16 protein-coding genes and 1 pseudogene are annotated in these 17,098 nt (G+C 69.5%); 8 read left to right on the top strand and 9 right to left on the bottom strand.

Annotation, left to right across the window (positions count from 1 at the left end; all coding sequences use genetic code 11):
- Positions 1-94: 94 nt before the first annotated feature.
- Positions 95-1,099, top strand: a pseudogene (locus tag ACFTZB_RS28985) (MFS transporter); the annotation flags it as partial.
- Positions 1,100-1,111: 12 nt separating this feature from the next.
- On the opposite strand, the gene ACFTZB_RS28980 reads toward ACFTZB_RS28985, so the two are convergent.
- Together ACFTZB_RS28980 and ACFTZB_RS28975 are read right to left on the bottom strand one after the other, a co-directional pair.
- Entirely contained in the window at positions 1,112-1,525 is a 414-nt protein-coding gene (locus ACFTZB_RS28980; protein ID WP_378436561.1) for a hypothetical protein, read from the bottom strand.
- 53 nt (positions 1,526-1,578) lie between these two features.
- Positions 1,579-1,716: a hypothetical protein gene (locus ACFTZB_RS28975; protein ID WP_378436559.1), complete on the bottom strand. Its 138-nt coding sequence runs from the start codon at positions 1,714-1,716 to the stop codon at positions 1,579-1,581.
- Between the two features lie 6 nt (positions 1,717-1,722).
- Between ACFTZB_RS28975 and ACFTZB_RS28970 the strand changes: the two genes are divergently transcribed.
- Together ACFTZB_RS28970 and ACFTZB_RS28965 are read left to right on the top strand one after the other, a co-directional pair.
- On the top strand, positions 1,723-3,213 hold the full coding sequence (locus tag ACFTZB_RS28970; RefSeq protein ID WP_378436557.1) for an MFS transporter: 1,491 nt from the start codon (positions 1,723-1,725) through the stop codon (positions 3,211-3,213).
- Between the two features lie 34 nt (positions 3,214-3,247).
- Entirely contained in the window at positions 3,248-3,631 is a 384-nt protein-coding gene (locus ACFTZB_RS28965) for an RNA-binding S4 domain-containing protein (protein ID WP_015888907.1), read from the top strand.
- A gap of 4 nt (positions 3,632-3,635) precedes the next feature.
- Here the strand turns inward: ACFTZB_RS28965 and ACFTZB_RS28960 are convergent, their stop codons facing one another.
- The 4 genes from ACFTZB_RS28960 to ACFTZB_RS28945 all read right to left on the bottom strand — a co-directional run bounded on the left by ACFTZB_RS28960 (position 3,636) and on the right by ACFTZB_RS28945 (position 8,531).
- Complete coding sequence (locus ACFTZB_RS28960) at positions 3,636-4,550, bottom strand: diacylglycerol kinase (RefSeq protein WP_378436554.1); 915 nt, start codon at positions 4,548-4,550, stop codon at positions 3,636-3,638.
- Positions 4,547-6,127: an FAD-binding oxidoreductase gene (locus ACFTZB_RS28955; RefSeq protein ID WP_378436563.1), complete on the bottom strand. Its 1,581-nt coding sequence runs from the start codon at positions 6,125-6,127 to the stop codon at positions 4,547-4,549. The genes ACFTZB_RS28960 and ACFTZB_RS28955 overlap by 4 nt, the downstream gene beginning before the upstream one ends.
- Positions 6,128-6,209: 82 nt before the next feature.
- Entirely contained in the window at positions 6,210-7,487 is a 1,278-nt protein-coding gene (locus ACFTZB_RS28950) for a nitrate/nitrite transporter (RefSeq protein ID WP_378436552.1), read from the bottom strand.
- Positions 7,488-7,532: 45 nt separating this feature from the next.
- Positions 7,533-8,531 carry an aldo/keto reductase gene (locus tag ACFTZB_RS28945; RefSeq protein WP_095863426.1) on the bottom strand — a complete coding sequence of 333 codons (999 nt, stop codon included), beginning with the start codon at positions 8,529-8,531 and terminating at the stop codon, positions 7,533-7,535.
- Between the two features lie 84 nt (positions 8,532-8,615).
- On the opposite strand from ACFTZB_RS28945, the gene ACFTZB_RS28940 reads away from it, so the two are divergent.
- Positions 8,616-9,182 (top strand): TIGR03086 family metal-binding protein, encoded by a 567-nt coding sequence (locus tag ACFTZB_RS28940; protein WP_378436549.1) that lies wholly within the window; start codon positions 8,616-8,618, stop codon positions 9,180-9,182.
- Between the two features lie 37 nt (positions 9,183-9,219).
- Positions 9,220-10,914, top strand: a complete 1,695-nt coding sequence (ilvD, locus tag ACFTZB_RS28935; protein ID WP_378436547.1) for a dihydroxy-acid dehydratase — start codon at positions 9,220-9,222, stop codon at positions 10,912-10,914.
- A 68-nt stretch (positions 10,915-10,982) separates the two neighbouring features.
- Here ilvD and ACFTZB_RS28930 read toward each other — a convergent pair whose 3' ends face one another.
- The gene (locus ACFTZB_RS28930; RefSeq protein WP_072944659.1) at positions 10,983-11,636 is read right to left on the bottom strand and encodes a S1 family peptidase; all 654 of its coding nucleotides are present in this window, start codon (positions 11,634-11,636) and stop codon (positions 10,983-10,985) included.
- A gap of 120 nt (positions 11,637-11,756) precedes the next feature.
- Positions 11,757-12,473, bottom strand: a complete 717-nt coding sequence (locus ACFTZB_RS28925; RefSeq protein WP_378436545.1) for a DUF6319 family protein — start codon at positions 12,471-12,473, stop codon at positions 11,757-11,759.
- Between the two features lie 101 nt (positions 12,474-12,574).
- Here ACFTZB_RS28925 and ACFTZB_RS28920 point away from each other — a divergent pair, with 101 nt between their 5' ends.
- Positions 12,575-13,630 carry an adenylate/guanylate cyclase domain-containing protein gene (locus ACFTZB_RS28920; protein ID WP_378436543.1) on the top strand — a complete coding sequence of 352 codons (1,056 nt, stop codon included), beginning with the start codon at positions 12,575-12,577 and terminating at the stop codon, positions 13,628-13,630.
- A gap of 203 nt (positions 13,631-13,833) precedes the next feature.
- On the opposite strand, the gene ACFTZB_RS28915 is transcribed toward ACFTZB_RS28920, so the two are convergent.
- On the bottom strand, positions 13,834-14,505 hold the full coding sequence (locus ACFTZB_RS28915; RefSeq protein ID WP_378436541.1) for a TetR/AcrR family transcriptional regulator: 672 nt from the start codon (positions 14,503-14,505) through the stop codon (positions 13,834-13,836).
- A gap of 89 nt (positions 14,506-14,594) precedes the next feature.
- On the opposite strand from ACFTZB_RS28915, the gene ACFTZB_RS28910 reads away from it, so the two are divergent.
- Entirely contained in the window at positions 14,595-16,178 is a 1,584-nt protein-coding gene (locus ACFTZB_RS28910) for an MFS transporter (protein ID WP_378436539.1), read from the top strand.
- Positions 16,179-16,293: 115 nt separating this feature from the next.
- The coding region (locus tag ACFTZB_RS28905; RefSeq protein WP_378436537.1) for a diiron oxygenase at positions 16,294-17,098 on the top strand (805 nt) is incomplete at its 3' end.

Below are 17,098 nucleotides of genomic sequence, written 5' to 3'. Positions count from 1 at the left end.
CCGAGGGCCAAGCCTCAAGGCCACCATCGCCATCAACGTCTTCACCGACATCGACCCTTGACAACACAACCCACGCCTTAACTACACGGCTTTGGCCCTAGGCCGGCCGCTCGCCGCGACGGTCGCCGAGAACGCCAGCTGGCGGGTGCTGTTCTGGGGCGCCGCCGGGCTCAGCGCGGTGATCGCCGTGCTGCTCTGGTTCTTCGTGCCCGCCACCCCGGTGCACGGCACCCGGGGCCGCTTCGATCCCGTCGGGGCGATCGGGCTCGGCGTCGGACTGGTGTGCCTGCTGCTGGCCGTGTCCAAGGGCGCCGACTGGGGCTGGGCGAGCGGCACCACCCTCGGCCTGTTCGCGGCCACGGTCATCGTGCTGACGGCGTGGGGCTGGTGGGAACTCCGCACCCCGCAGCCCCTCGTCGACCTGCGGGTCATCGCGGGACGCCAGGTGCTGCTGACCAACGCCGCGTCCGTCGTCGTCGGCTTCGCGATGTACGCGCAGTCGCTGATCGTTCCGCAACTCCTGCAGTTGCCGGCGTCGACGGGATACGGACTGGGACAGTCGATGCTGGCGATGGGCCTGTGGATGGCCCCGTCGGGCCTGATGATGATGGCGGTGTCCCCGTTCGGCGCCAAGCTGTCGTCGACCCGCGGACCGAAGGTCACGCTGCTCGTCGGCAGCCTCGTCATCGCCCTCGGCTACGGATCGTCGATGTTCCTGATGGGGTCGACGTGGGGTCTGGTGGTGGTGACCTGCATCTGCGGCGCGGGCGTCGGTCTCGCCTACGGTGCGATGCCCGCGCTCGTGATGAGCGCCGTGCCGCAGTCCGCGACGGCGTCCGCGAACAGCGTGAACTCGCTGATGCGTTCGGTCGGCACGTCGGTGTCCGCGGCCGTCGTCGGCGTGGTTCTCGCGCAGATGAGCGTGCAGGTCGCGGGCCACAGCCTGCCCACCGAGGGCGGATTCCGGACCGGTCTGCTGATCGGGTGCGGTGTCGCGCTCGTCGCCGCGGCCATCACCCTGGCGATCCCCACCCGCCGCGCCGTGCCCTCGGCGCCGAACGCGGTTCCCACCGAACCGCTCGCGTCGTCGAAGGTGTAGCCGTCGACCGCCCTACTTGTGCAGGGCGTATCCGGCCACGGGGTTGCCGTTGATGTAGACGGTGCCCTCGTAGGTCCCGTCCGGCCTCGGGGTGATCCGGTCGGTGAGGAAATTCAGCCCGGACGGGCTGTAGTCGGTGACGAGGGAGCCGCCCGGTTCCGGGGTGGTCATGCCGAAGACGTAGGGGAAGAACACCCCGAAGTTGTCCATGACCCACCCGCGCCCGAACGTCTTGCCCTTCCAGATCAGGTCGGCACCGGGAAGGTTGGTCGTTCCCACGTACGTACCGGCAGGCATGGGCACCGGCAGGGGGACCGGGACGGGCATGGGTGCCGGAACCGGGTCCGCCGCGGCCGTCCCCGCGCCGACGAGAGACAGGCCGGCCACCGCGACGGCCCCGACTGCGACCTTGCGCTTGATGTCCATGAGTACTCCGTCTGTCGAGGTTCGTGCCGGTCAGTGTCGCACGCGGACGGCCGTCACAGGGCAAGTGTGGAGAAGATCCTGTTCGGATCGTTGCCGTAGTCCAGCGGCGTCGCACACACGACGTCGAGTATGCCGAAGCCGGCGCCGGAATTCGCAACGAGCGCCGCACCGCGCGGATCGGAGCGCACCATGGGGAGGTGACCGAGACCGTTCTGCGCCTGAGCACCCGCCGGGGGCGGTGGGTCGTCCTCGCCACCGTGCTCGGCTCGAGTCTTGCGCTGCTGGACGGCACGGTGGTGAACATCGCCCTGCCGCACATCGGCGAGGACCTCGGATCGGGTGTCGCGGGACTGCAGTGGATCCTCAGCGGCTACACCCTGGCCCTGGCGTCGCTGATCCTGCTGGGCGGGGCGCTCGGGGACCGCTGGGGCAGGCGCCGCGTCTTCGTCTGGGGGACGGTGTGGTTCGCGGCGGCGTCCTTGCTGTGCGGCATCGCGCCCGACATCACCTTCCTCGTGATCGCCCGGATTCTGCAGGGTGTCGGGGCCGCGATGCTGACCCCCGGCAGTCTCGCGCTGATCTCGGCGTCGATCCAAGAGGACGACCGCGGCGCCGCGATCGGACTGTGGTCGGGGCTCGGCGGGGTGGCGGGGGCCATCGGCCCGCTGCTGGGCGGCTGGCTGGTGGAGGTGGCCGGCTGGCGGTCGGTGTTCCTGCTCAATCTTCCGCTCGCCGCGCTCGTCGTGTGGGCGTCGATGCGGCACGTTCCGGAGAGCCGTGATCCGCACCCGCCCGATCACCTCGACGTACTCGGCTCGGCGTGCGCGGTGATCGGCCTCGGCGCGCTCACCTACGGTCTGATCGAGATGAACCTGATCGCCGGGGTGGTGGGCGCCGTCGTGCTGATCGCGTTCGTCGTCGTCGAAATGCGTTCACCGAACGCGCTGGTGCCGCCGAGCTTGTTCGCGTCGCGGATGTTCGTGGCGGCGAACCTGGTGACGCTCGCCGTGTACGCGGCGCTCGGCGGCGTCTTCTTCCTGCTGGTGCTGCAGTTGCAGCTGGTGGCCGGGTACTCGCCGCTCGAGGCCGGGCTGGCGACCATCCCGATCACGCTGGCGATGCTGGCGTTCTCCTCCCGCGCCGGCAGCTACGCCCAGACCCACGGCCCGCGACTGCCGATGACCGTCGGGCCGGCCCTCGCAGCGGTCGGACTGCTGTTGATGACGCGGATCGGGCCGGACGCGAGCTATTGGACTGTGGTGCTTCCCGGCGTCGTCGTGTTCGGCCTCGGACTGTCCGCCATGGTCGCGCCGCTCACCGCGGCCGTGCTCGGATCGGTCCCGGTGGAGCAGTCGGGTATCGCGTCCGGGGTGAACAATGCGGTCGCGCGCACCAGCCAGCTGCTGGCGGTGGCCGCGCTCCCCGGGATCGCCGGGATCGACGCCGAGAGCATGCTCGACCCCACCGGCTTCTCGGACGGCTTCCGCATCGCGATGTTCGTCTGCATCGCACTGCTTCTCGTCGGGGCGGCCATCGCCGCCGCCCTGATCCGGGCACCCGCCGCGCCGTCTCCCACGGCGCTCGGTCCGGTCCCGGAGTCGATCGCATGCAAACCGCATTGCGACGTCACCGGTCCGGCGGTGCAACCGGCCCTCGCGCGGCCCGGACCCACCCCGCCGGAGGGATGACGCGCCTGCGGGCACGTTTTCGTATCCTGGTCGGGTGGCGATTTCCGGTACCGACCCGTCGAGCGTCCGGGTCGACAGCTGGACGTGGGCGATCCGGCTGTTCAAGACGCGTTCCGCGGCGGCGGCCGCGTGCAGGTCGGGGCATGTGCGGGTCAACGGCAGCACCGCGAAACCGGCGCAGCCGGTCAAGGCAGGCGACGAGGTCCGCATCCGCGCGGCCGGTGTCGAACGGATCGTCGAGGTGATCCGGCCGATCACCAAACGAGTCGGCGCGGTGGTGGCCGTCGAGTGCTACACCGACAACACACCACCACCCCCACCGCGCGAGGTCCTCGCGTCGATCCCGCAGCGCGACCGCGGCGCGGGCAGGCCCACCAAACGCGAACGCCGCGAGATGGACCGGTTGCGCGGGCTGTGACCGCTCAGGCCGGGGTGTGGCTGAGGATCCGCAGCGCGGCAGGCACCGCCTCGATGGTGACCGGCAGCGGGCCGACGCGGTCGCCGTCCGCGTAGGCCGTGATGCCGTCGCACTGCAGTCGCACCGTCCGCGAGCGGTAGGTCTGCACGTCGGGGAGCTCCACGTGGGTGCCCTTGTACACACGGGGGAACAACCGGACCAGCCTCGACCGGCGACCGTGGTCGACGACGGTGACGTCGAGTAGTCCGTCGGTCTTGTCCGCGTTCGGGCAGATCTGCATCCCGCCGCCGTAGGAGCGGCCGTTGCCGACGGCCACCAGTGTCGCGTCGACCTCGACGGTCCGGTCGTCGAGTTCGATGCGGTAGTGCAGCGGGCGGAGTTGCGCCAGTTCGGCGAGCATCGCCAGGTTGTACCGCATCGGGCCCTTCGGCCAGGACATCCGGTTGGCGCGGTCGGTGACGAGCGAGTCGAACCCGCTCGCGACGATCGTGCCCGCCCACACGACCGCACCGCCGTCGAGGGTGATCCTGGCGAGGTCGGATTCCTGCACCTCGCCGTCGGCGATGACGTCGGCGGCCGCGACGGGATCGCCGACGGGGATGCCGAATTCGCGCGCATGGTCGTTGCCGGTGCCGGCCGGAATCAGGCCGACGGGTGTCCCGGACTGCGCCGCCGCCTGCAACCCGATGCTGATGGCGCCGTCTCCCCCGACGACGACGAGCGCGTCGGTGCCGTCGTCGATGGCCCGCCGGGCCAGGGCGCGCGCGTGATCGGCGTCCGTCCCGATGATCTCGGTGACGGCGACGCCGCGTTCCCGCAGACGCGCGACCCCCTTGCGCCCGGCGACCGGTGCGTGGCCGTGCCCGGCGAGCGGGTTGACGAGGACGGTGACCTTCTCGATCACCTGCTGGGTGCTCACGGAATCAGCTTGCCGGGGTTGAGGATTCCCGCGGGATCGACGGCGTCCTTGACGGCCCGCAGAATCGTGACGCCCAGATCGCCGATCTCGTCCCGCATCCACGGGCGGTGGTCGACGCCGACCGCGTGGTGGTGCGTGATGGTTCCGCCGGCGGCGACGATCGCGTCCCCGGCGGCGGTCTTGGCCTTCCGCCACTGCTCGATCGGGTCGTCCGCCTGCGCGGACACGACGGTGAAGTACAGCGAGGCGCCCGTCGGGTACGTGTGCGAGATGTGGCAGAGGACGAGCGGCGGGGTGCCCTGCGCCGACAGCGATTCCGTCAGCGCGGTGGTGACCGCCGCGCGGAGGGCGGCGAGGTTGCCCCACGTGGTCGCGGTTTCCAGCGTCTCGCACAGCGCTCCCGCGTCGAGCAGCGAGTCGCGCAGGTACGGTGCGTCGAAACGACCGTGCTCCCAGCCGTTTCCGGGTTCCTCACCCAGCGACGTGCCGCCGTGCGCCTGCAGCACCGCGCGGGCCTCCGCCGTCCGTTCCGCCGTGTGCTCGACGGTGCCCTCGAACGTGGTGATCGCCAGGCAGCCGCCGGTGACGGTTTCCTCGCCGATCTTGTCGGTGGTCGCCAGGTTCACCGCCGTCTCCGCCTCGTCGGACAGTCGCAGCACGGTCGGGACCGCGCCCTCCTGCCGCAGCGCGCGCAGCGCGGCCGCGCCGGTCTCGAAGTCGGGGAAACGCCAGCCCTCCCGGACGGTGGTGGCCGGGACCGGGTGCACACGGACCCGCACCCGCGTGATGACGCCGAGCGTGCCCTCCGACCCGACGAACAGTTCGCCGAGGTCGGGGCCGGCCGCGGACGCCGGGGCACGCCCCGTGTCGAGGGTCCCGGTGGGGGTCACCACCCGCAGTCCCTGCACCATGTCCTCGAACCGGCCGTACCCCGCGGACGCCTGCCCCGACGACCGGGTGGCCGCGAAACCGCCGATGGTCGCGAACATGAAACTCTGCGGGAAGTGCCCGAGCGAGAAGCCGTGCTCGCCGAGCAGTTCCTCGGCGCGCGGGCCGGTCACGCCCGCTCCCAACGTCGCGATGCCGGAGTCGGTGTCGAGGTCGATCAGCGAGTCGAACCGGCGCAGGTCCAGCGAGACGACGGCGTCGAACCGGTCGCGCACCGGGTCGAGTCCGCCGACGACGCTGGTTCCGCCGCCGAACGGGACCACGGCGATGCCGTTGGCGGCGCAGTACCGGAGCACGTCGGCGACCTCGGCGTCGGTGCCGGGTGTGACGACGGCGTCGGGCGCGTTCTGGGGTTCGGTGCTTCGTCGGCGTAGCAGGTCGAGCGTGCTCTTGCCGCCGGAGCGCAGCAGCCGGTCGGTGTGTGCGGTGCCGGCGAACTGCTCTCCGACGATGCCCGCGAGCGCGGTGACGTGCTGGTCGGACAGTGCGCTCGGAGCGAGGACGGCGTCGTCGGCCGCCCGGTCGGAGGGTTCCCTGATGGTGACGCCGAGGGCCTGCTGCAGCAGTCCCTTGATGCCGTCCGAGAGAACCTTGTGCTTCTCGGGCGCGCCCCAGGCGTCCCACTGCATCGGGGGTGCCGTCAGGACGGCGTGATCTTCCGAACGCTCATTGCTCATGCGTTATAGTGTTACACATCATGTAAGAGTGTAACTAGCCCTTCGGGCGATCGCCCCGCTCCCGCCACACCTGCCGGATCGGCCGCAGCACCAGTCCCATCTGCTTCCGCGTCTTCCCCCGCGTCACCAGAACCCCGGTGATCGCCACGATCCAGACGGGATACTGCACGAGCCAGGCCACCCGGAAACTGTCGAACGAGTACCCGCCCATCGCGTCGAGGATGAGCCCCATCGCCTGGATGACCAGCAACGAGGCCAGGAAGCCGCCGATGTTGACCATTCCCTGCGCGGTTCCCATGCTGGTACTGGGGTTGAACATGCGGGCGTAGTCGAAGCCGATCATCGAACCGGGGCCGCCCACCGAGATCACCATCACCAGAAGTGCCAGCAACCAGATCGGCGCCGGGCCCGGCAGTGCCAGCACGACGGTCCACATCGCCGCGTTGCTGATCATGATCGCCAGCACCAAATACGAGCGGCGCATCGGGAACCGGCCGCTGAGGATGCCGATGATCGGCCCGGCCACGATCGCCGAGATCACCGACAGGGTGAGCAGCGAACCGGCCTCGGCCGCCGACAACCCCTGCGCCGACCTCAGGTACGGCACACCCCACAGCAGCGCGAACGTCGTCATCGAGAACTGCGTGCCCATGTGGGTGAAGAAGCCCAGCCGGGTGCCGTGCCGCCGCCACACCGCGCGGATCTGCGTCCCCACCTCCCGCAGTCCGGCGGGCGCGGCCACCACCTCGAGACCGGGCGGGGCGTTGCGGATGACGGACACGGCCAGCACGAAGGACAGCAACCCGAGCGACGCCGCCGTGCCGTACGCGAAACTCCAGCCCGGCCCGTTCAGCAGCAGCATCAACGGCAGCGCCGACAGGATCTGGCCGATCTGACCGAAGATGCCCGTCAACTGGGACACGAGCGGGACCCGCCGCGGCGCGAACCATTGCGGCACCAGGCGCAGCACGGAGATGAACGTCATCGCATCGCCGACGCCGACGAAGACGCGCGCGGCGACGGCCAGCGGCAGCGAGTCGGTGAGCGCGAGCAACATCTGCGCTGACGCCATGATGAGAGCGCCGGCAGCGATCATGACCCGCGACCCGTACCGGTCGAGGAGCACGCCCGCCGGGATCTGCATCCCCGCGTACACCACGATCTGAAGTACGACGAAGCTCGACAGCACACTCGGGCTGATCGAAAATCGATCCGACGCCGCGAGGCCCGACACACCGAACGAGGTTCGATGCAGGACGGCGACGATATATGCGACAACCCCGACGCCCCACACCAACCACACTCTGCTCATCGCAGATCAAACTACCCGCCAGCAGGTATTACCCGCTGGGTGACATCACTCGCGGCCCAGCGACACCCAGGTCGGATCGGCCGTGCGCTCACCGACGGTGAGGTCCGCGAGCAGGTCGAGACGCGCGATCTGTCCCTCGGTCAGGGTGAGCGCGACCGCACCTGCGTTCTCCGTCACACGAGCCGCGAATCGCGTGCCGGGAATCGACACGGACGGCAACCCGAACTCGCGGCCCTTCGCGTCCAGCCACGCCAGCGACACCTGGGCGGGCGTCGCGTCGAGTTCGGCGGCCACCTCGCGGACGACGTCGAGCACCTTCAGGTTCGACGGCAGCGCGTCGTCCCCGAAACGCGGAAACCGGCGACGCAGGTCCTTGTCGCCCAGCACGGCCGGGTCGTACGTTCCGGTGAGGAAGCCCCGGCCCACGGGCGAGTACGGCACGAAGCCGATGCCCAGTTCCGCCGCCGCGGGAACCACGTGCTTCTCGACGTCGCGACTCCAGATGCTCCACTCGCTCTGGATCGCGGCGATGGGATGCACCCGCGACGCGCGGCGCAGTTCGTCGCCGGTCGCCTCCGACAGTCCGATGTGGCGGACTTTCCCGGCCTTCACCTGCTCCGCGATCGCGCCGACGGTGTCCTCGATGGGCACCTCGGGGTCGACGCGGTGCAGGTAGTACAGGTCGACGGTGTCGACACCGAGCCGGCTCAGCGATTCGTCGAGGGCCTGCCCCACGTACTCGGGCTTGCCGTTGATGCTGCGCCTGCCGTTCGCGATGTTGCCGACGAGACCGAACTTGGTGGCCAGCTGCACCTCGTCGCGGCGTTCCTTCAGCACCGTGCCCACCGCGATCTCGCTCGCGCCGTCGCCGTACACGTTGGCCGTGTCGATGAACGTCACGCCGATGTCGATGGCGTGGTGGAGGGTCGCGAGCGCCTCCGCGGGATCGACGGGCCCGTACACGGGAGCGACGGACATGGCGCCGTAGCCCTGCGCACTGACGGTGAGGCCTTCGGACAACTGCACGGTGGGGATGTTGGTCATGCGCCCCATCCTTCCCGAGCACCCCGACAGGTGCATCGTTTGGAATCGCGCTGATCGTGACCCGGCTGCCTCTACCCTGAAGGCATGGCATTCGACTGGTTCGAACTCGCCCGCATCGCCCACCGCGAGTTCGGTGCGCGGGTCGCCGCGATCACCGACTGGTCGGCGCCGACACCGGACCGCGAATGGGACGTCACCCACCTGGTGCGGCACGTCATCGAGGAACAGCAGTGGGTTCCCCCGCTGCTCGCCGGGAAGACGGTCGGCGAGGCGACCCCGGACATCGAACCCCTGCACGGCGACATGCGGGCGGAATGGCAGCGGTATTCGGACGCGGCCATCCGCGCGTGGTCGTCGACCGACCCGCAGACGCACGTGCACCTGTCCTACGGCACGGTGCCGCTCGAGCCGTACCTGCGGCAGCAGACCGCCGACGTCACCATCCACGCCTGGGACCTCGCCAAGGCCACCGGATCCGACGACACACTCGACCCGCAACTCGTCGCCGGGGTCTGGTCGGACCTCGACAGCCAGCGCGAGATGCTCTCCGAGAGCGGTCTGTTCGCCGACCCCGTCGACGTACCCGGCGACGCGCCGCTGCAGGATCGCCTGATCGCCCTGACCGGTCGCGATCCCCGGCAACGCATTTAACCAACCGCGCCCGAGGGTCCCGCCTACGCTGGGATGCATGAGTACTCCGGATCCGAAACCCCGCAGCCGCGACGTCACCGACGGACTGGAGAAGACCGCAGCACGCGGCATGCTCCGTGCGGTGGGCATGGGCGACGACGACTGGGGAAAATCCCAGATCGGCGTGGCGTCGTCGTGGAACGAGATCACCCCCTGCAACCTGTCGCTCGACCGGCTCGCGAAGGCCGTCAAGGACGGCGTCCACGCCGCGGGCGGGTATCCCCTCGAGTTCGGCACCATCTCCGTCTCCGACGGCATCTCGATGGGACACGAGGGCATGCACTTCTCCCTCGTGTCCCGTGAGGTGATCGCCGACAGCGTGGAAACGGTGATGCAGGCCGAACGCCTCGACGGGTCCGTGCTGCTCGCCGGTTGCGACAAGTCGCTACCCGGCATGCTGATGGCCGCGGCCCGCCTCGACCTGTCGAGCGTGTTCCTCTACGCGGGGTCGATCCTGCCGGGCGTCGCCAAACTGTCCGACGGCACCGAACTCGACGTCACCATCATCGACGCGTTCGAGGCGGTCGGCGCGTGTTCGCGCGGACTGATGAGCCGCGAGGACGTCGACGCCATCGAGCGCGCCATCTGCCCCGGCGAGGGTGCGTGCGGCGGCATGTACACGGCGAACACGATGGCCAGCGCCGCCGAGGCGCTCGGCATGTCGCTGCCGGGCAGCGCGTCCCCGCCGGCCACCGACCGTCGTCGCGACGGGTTCGCGAGGCGCAGCGGCGAGGCCGTCGTCGAACTGCTCCGCCGCGGCATCACCGCCAGGGACATTCTCACCAAGGAGGCGTTCGAGAACGCCATCGCCGTGGTCATGGCGTTCGGCGGCTCCACCAACGCCGTCCTGCACCTGCTGGCCATCGCCAGCGAAGCCGGAGTGGAGTTGACCCTCGACGACTTCTCCCGCGTCGGCGCCCGGGTCCCGCACCTCGCGGACGTCAAACCGTTCGGCAAGCACGTGATGAAGGACGTCGACCACATCGGCGGCGTCCCCGTCATCATGAAGGCCCTCCTCGACGCCGGGATGCTGCACGGCGACTGCCTGACCGTCACCGGCCGGACGATGGCCGAGAACCTGGCCGACGTCGCGCCGCCCGACCCGGACGGCAAGGTGCTGCGGGCGATGAGTTCGCCCATCCACCCGACCGGCGGCATCACGATCCTCAAGGGTTCCCTCGCCCCCGGCGGCGCGGTGGTGAAATCGGCCGGGTTCGACTCCGACGTCTTCACCGGCACGGCACGCGTCTTCGAACGGGAGCGGGCCGCGATGGACGCCCTCGAGGACGGCACCATCACGGGCGGCGACGTCGTCGTCATCCGCTACGAGGGTCCCAAGGGCGGTCCCGGCATGCGCGAGATGCTCGCGATCACCGGCGCCATCAAGGGCGCAGGCCTCGGCAAGGACGTCCTGCTGCTCACCGACGGCCGATTCTCCGGCGGCACCACCGGCCTGTGCGTCGGGCACGTGGCACCGGAGGCCGTCGACGGCGGTCCGATCGCGTTCGTGCGTGACGGCGACCAGATCCGCCTGGACGTCGGAAAGGGCACGCTGGAACTGCTCGTCGACGAGGGGGAACTCGCCGGCCGCAAGAACGGGTGGGAGCCGCTGCCCCCGCGCTACACCCGCGGGGTCCTGGCCAAGTACACGAAGCTCGTCGGTTCCGCCTCGGGCGGCGCCGTCTGCGGATAGGCGCTCCGCGCCCGTGAGTGGTTGACGAGTCCAGAGACTCGTTAAGCACTCACGGGCGCCGGAGGCGCCTAAATGGGCCGGAACCCGGCGCCGGGACCGGCGTTCGCGTTCATGTCGGCGACGATCGAGTTGAGGTTGGTGCCGATCTCCGGGCCGATGCACGGGGCCGCGAGATAGGCGTTGACCATGGCGACGAGGGTGGTGCCGACGACCATCGGTGCGCCCGAGTCACCTTCGATCACGCAGGCCTGGGTCCACGTCTCCCCCGTCTGCATGAGGTCGCCGTAGACGATGCCGCACGTGTTGCCCGTGGTTCGACCTTCCTTGCACGCCACCTGCGGGAACGCTGCCGGGGCGCCGATCCGGGTGATGGTGACGCCGCCGACCCGGTTGACCGGGACGACCTTCGCCGGATCGAACTGGATCACCGCGTAGTCGAGCGCGGGGTTGGAGATGACGAACGTCCCGATGATGCCGCTGTCCTGACTGGCCTCGGGCACCACGTACGAGCCGACCTCGCCGCAGTGGCCCGCCGTCAGGCCGACGAGCCTGCCCGCATTGTCGTGCCCGATGGTGGTGAGTGAACAGACCAGTTCGTCGTTCACCACGATCCCCGAACCGCCCCCCATGACGGCGGCCGGAGCTGCTGTCGCGGTCCCTGCCGCAACGAATCCCAGAATTCCCGCTGTCGCCGCAACAACCGCCGCGAATCGTTTCAACATTTTTCGAACCTTCCCGGATGAGCCCCGACGGCCGCGTGTCTCTCCATAAGAATCCCACCCGCACAGGCCCTGCGTGCGGAAATGCCGATGTAGAGACCGCGGCCGTTGCCCGCTCCGGTACTAGTCGCCCGCGCCGAGGGCCTCCAGCGCTTTCCGGGCGTCCTCGAGTTGCCGGCTCAACTCGTCGACCCGGGCGGCGGCGAGGTTGCGGGCCGCCACGATGATCGACTCGACGGCCTCGATCGCCGTCTCCTCGCCGAGTTCCCGGACGGCACGCTCGACGGCGTCCGGTGACACGGGGACGGCTTTGCCGGGACGCTTGGCTCCGTGCGCGACGGTGACGCTCCAGTCGTTGTCGGCGCCCGCGTGGATGGTGACGCTGACTCCGGCCGGCACCTTCTTGGCGGTGCGTTTGGCCGGTGCCGCGGCGGGTTTCGGGACCGCGGCGGCGGCCGGCTGCGGCACCGCGACGGTCTTCGCCGCGGGCGTCTTGGGGGCGGGCGGCGGACCCGGTTCGATCTCCTGGTGCACGACCGGCGCGGCGGGGGCAGACTTGGCGGCGGGCGCCGGCTTGGGCGCCGGAATGCGTCTCATCAGAAGCTCCTCGGCTTCGAAGGGGAGCTCGTCGTCGACACCCTTGGGGCGGATCAAGACCGTATTGCCTTGCACGGAGATGACTTTCGCCGAGGCTCCGGCCTCGAGCCCGAGGCTGGGCATCGCCTCGCGCAGATACACGGTGGCCCGCTTGCCTTCCGCGATCGCGGCAGCGAGGGTCTCGAGATTCTCCGCGGTCAGGTGATCCGGTGCGGCGGCGCCGGAACGTCTACGGGGCGGCATGCGCTGTCCTTTCTGGTCTGTCTCCTGGTTACGCTCGTGAGCACCGCAACTCTTGCACACACCACCGACGGCTCCGCATCGAACGTAACGAGAGGAACGACGTGACCTCGGAAGCACCGGAGAACGGCGACGAGACGTCAGCGCCGACGGAGATCTCACCGACCCTGCTCCGCGACGTCCAGGCCGATCTCGAGGAGTCGCTGCTGGGCGGGCCCCGCCGGTACACGCGGGCCGAGATCGCCGACATCGCGGGGGTGTCCCTCGATCGGGCGGACCGCCTGTGGGTATCGATGGGATTCGCGGTCGACATCGACCCGGACAGCGTCATGTTCACCGAGGGGGACGCCGCCGCGCTGCGGACCATCGCGTCGCTCGTCGACCGCGGGATCATCTCGCCGGAACGCGAAGTGGCGGCGGCCCGCGCTCTGGGCCAGTCGCTGTCGCGACTCGCCGAATGGCAGGTGTCGCTGATCAGCACGCACATCGTCGATCAGCTCGCGGGCTCGGCGGGCAGCGACGAGCAGGCGATCCGGGAGCAGGTGCGGGGTCTCACCGCCGAGATCCTTCCGGCGGTCGAGTCGCTGCAGGCGTACGTGTGGCGTAGGCACGTCGCCTCGACCACGGGCCGCAACGTGGGCAATCCCGGCGAGGAGGTCGCGAGCCGGAACCTGGTGGTCGGGTTCGCGGACATCGTCGGGTACACGTCGCTGACGCGTCAGCTCGGTGCCCGGGATCTGGCGGACCTGCTGGAACGGTTCGAGTCGGCCTCGACGACGGTGATCGGCGGGCATCAGGGGTGGGTGGTGAAGACGGTCGGCGACGAGGTGATGTTCGCCGTCGAATCGCCGGCGGATGCGGCGGAGATCGCCTTGCAACTCCAGGAGCGGGTCCTGCCGGACGAGACGGACCCCGAACTGCGGGTCGGTCTCGCGATGGGTCCGGTTCTCGTCCGGTTCGGCGACCTCTACGGTTCCGTCGTCAACACCGCGGCGAGACTCACCGGTTCGGCGCGTCCCGGCACGGTGCTGATCGACGAGGAACTCGCCCACGAACTCGACGGCGCTCCCGATTACTACCTCAAACAGTTACGCCCACGACGCGTTCGAGGGATACGCAGGCTCGAGCAGTTCGTGCTGCGCCGTAACCGGGACGCCTGACGAGCCTCAGCTTCCGAAGGGAAGGGTTCCGGGCGGAATGGAGTATCCGCTGCTGCCGGCGGCGACGCCGCCCCACGCACCGAGGAGCCAGTTGAGTGCATCAGTGATCATCGAAAAACCTTCCCACACCATTCATCAGACAGGCGCGGCGTCGGGTGCCGCGCGCACTGCCACGGTAATGACGGCAGCCTGCGCTGTCGACGTCATAATGCCTGAGCAGGCGGTATCTCGCGCAGCGCCGGCGGTCGGGCACCGGCTTCGACCTGGGCGGCGCGGGCTGCGAGGAAGTCGTCGACGATCTGCTCACACGCGGCGCGTCCGAGTGGGGTGAGGGTGGCGAGGCGGGTGAAGACGAGCGGTCCGAGGAGCTGGGCGAGGGCGAGGTCGTAGTCGAACTTTCCGAGGCGTTCCGCCGCCTCGGGTGTGCCGAAGACCTGGTCGAATGCCGCCCGGTACTGCGCGACGATCGTCTGCCGGAGCGTCCGCAGTTCCGGTTTGTCCGCCTGGGCGGCGTCCGCGCTCGAGTAGTCGTCCAGCGCGGGGCCCATGCCCAGCCAGCACATCGCCGTCACGTTCATGGGGGCACTCTCGATGAGTTTCGCCTGACTGACCATCAATTCGACCAGGCGGTCCCGGAGGTCGCCTTCGGCGGGCACCGTCGGGGCCGGCGGTATCAGCCGCCCGAACGCCGCGGCCACCAGTTCGGTGCCGTTGTCGAAATGCCGGTAGAGCGTGGCACGAGCCACCTTCGCCAGTGTGGTGACGGCGTCGATGGTGACGGCGTCCGTGCCGCCTTTCGCGAGGAGAGTTGTCGCGGCGTCGAGCAGACGCGCACGCGAGCGCTGCCTGCGGGGATCCTGCTCGGTCATCTGCACCGCCCGTTCCTGCCACTGCCCGACCTCTTGTGAACTGCCAGTCTACCAACGATACTGACAGTCTCGTTTCTTCCGCGGAGGGATTCATCGTGCGCTCTCGGGACTCGGCACCACCCCAGGACACCGAACAGAGCAACGTCGCCGGCTGGACCCCGCGGCAGATCTGGATGCTCACGGTGTCGTGCTGCGCCGTCGCCCTCGTCGTCGCGGCGATGGCGGCCCTCAACACCGCACTCCCCGACCTCGCCCGCGACACCGGCGCGACGCAGAGTCAGCTGACGTGGATCGTCGACGGCTACACCCTGACGCTGGCCGCCCTGCTGCTTCCGGCGGGCGCGCTCGGCGACCGGTACGGCAGGCGTGGGCTGCTCATGATCGGACTGCTGATCTTCGGTGCCTCCACCTCCATCCCCCTCGTCAACGACGCACCCGAGTGGATCATCGGCTCGCGGGCGATGGCGGGCGTCGGCGCCGCCCTCGTCATGCCGGCCACACTGTCGCTGCTCACGGCGGGTTTTCCACCGGCACACCGCGGCCGGGCCGTGGGCATCTGGTCGGGCGTCGCCGGTTCCGGAGCGATCGCCGGCCTGCTGGTCTCCGGATTCCTGCTCGAGAAATGGTCGTGGCACGCCATCTTCATCGGCCTCACCGTGGTGTCCGCGCTGATCTTCGTCACGGGCTTCACCATCTCGTCGTCCCGGGAAACGGAGCGACCACCGCTGGACCTTCCCGGCACCGGACTGATCGCCGCCGCGGTCGGCCTGTTCGTCCTGGGAACCATCGAGGCGCCGCAGCGCGGCTGGCTGGATCCCGTCGTGCTCGGACTGCTCGTCGGCGGACTCGCCGCTGCGGCCGCGTTCGCCCTCGTGGAACTCCGCAGGAAACATCCCCTGCTCGACGTCCGGCTGTTCGCCAACCGTGCGTTCGGCTCGGGGGCGATGTCGCTCCTGCTGCAGTTTCTCGCCTCACTCGGCCTGTTCTTCCTGCTCGTCCAGTACCTGCAACTGGTGCTGAACTATTCCCCTCTGCAGTCGGCGCTCGCGCTCGCCCCCCTCGCCGTGCCGGTGGTGGCGATGTCCGCGGTCATGCCGATGCTCGTCCCGCACGTCGGGCTGCGGCCGCTGCTCGCATCCGGCTCCGCGCTGCTCGGTCTGGGCATTCTGCTGCTGGTGCGGCTCGACGCGCATTCGAGCTACGCGGAGGTCTGCGCCCCGCTCATCGTGGCCGCGTTCGGCATCGGACTGTGCACGGCGCCCGCGACGTCGGCCATCGTGCAGAACACTCCCGACGAGAAGCAGGGTGTCGCGTCGGCCGTCAACGACACGGCGCGCGAGATCGGCTCGGCCATCGGGGTCGCGCTCGCGGGCAGCGTCCTGGCCGCGGGTTACGGCAGACATGTGCAGCCCGCGGTCGACGCCGTCCCGGAGGCCGCGAAGGAGCCGGTGTCGAGTTCGCTGGCGGCGGCACTGCAGGTCGCCGACGTCGCCGGCCCGCAGGGTGAGCAATTGGCCACGTTCGCGCGGGATTCGTTCCTGAAGGGTTTCGACGAGGCGTCCATCGTGCTGGCTTGCGTGCTGTTCGGCGCATCACTGCTGCTCGCGGTGTGGGCGCCCGGGCGGAAGGGGTCCGCACCGAGGGCCGAATCGCCGCAGGAACTGGCCGAGATCGACTGAGCGGACATTGCCCTTGTGACCGTCGTCGCTGTATCGTTCAGTATCAGTAACTGAATGTCACAGTTAGTTGATCGCCCAAATCGCAGATCAACCAGTCACAGATCAAGGGGTAGTGATGACCGCATCGATCGTCGTCTCCGACCGCGAAGAGACCGCCCAGCGCTTGCTGGCGTCGTCGGCACGCAAGTCCTACGACCCGATGGTCGAGGTCGACTGGGAAGCACCGATCCCCGAGGACAAGTTCGGTCTCACCCCCGAGTGGAGCACGCTCTACGGCACGGCCCTCTGGGACGAGATGACCGACGAGCAGAGGATCGAACTCACCAAGCACGAGGCCGCCAGCGTCTCCAGCGTCGGACTGTGGTTCGAGATCCTCCTCATGCAGATGCTCCTGCGCGACGTGTACGGCCGCGACAAGCACTCGCGGCACGTCCAGTTCGCCCTCACCGAGGTCGCGGACGAGTGCCGCCACTCGGTGATGTTCGCCCGCGCGGGCGAACGCCTGAACATGCCGAGCTACGGCCCCCACCCGGTGATCCACAAGCTCGGACGTATCTGGGGCGGCTTCTTCCGGGGCGCCAACGCGTATGCCAGCGTGATGGCCGCCGAGGAGATCCTCGACATGATGCAGCGCGACTTCATGAAGGACGAGCGCGTGCAGCCCGTCACCCGCACGGTGAGCAAGATCCACGTCCTCGAAGAGGCCCGCCACATCCGCTTCGCCCGCGAGGAGGTCGGACGGCGCATCCAGGGCGCCAGCTGGGCCCGCCTCCAGATCGAGCGGCTCAACACCGCCGCGGTCGTGTACTTCGTGATGAAGAGCATGATCCGCAAGGAGGTCTACGAGAACGCCGGCCTCGACCCGAAGCGGGCCGCCGCCGAGGCCAAGAGCAACCAGCACTACAAGGACACCGTCCGGA

It is taken from the genome of Rhodococcus sp. NPDC057014 (genome assembly GCF_042673295.1).
In the GTDB taxonomy this organism is placed as follows: domain Bacteria; phylum Actinomycetota; class Actinomycetes; order Mycobacteriales; family Mycobacteriaceae; genus Rhodococcus_F.
The sequence above is the reverse complement of the archived record's forward strand: the minus strand, read 5'-3'. Positions and strand labels throughout refer to the sequence as shown.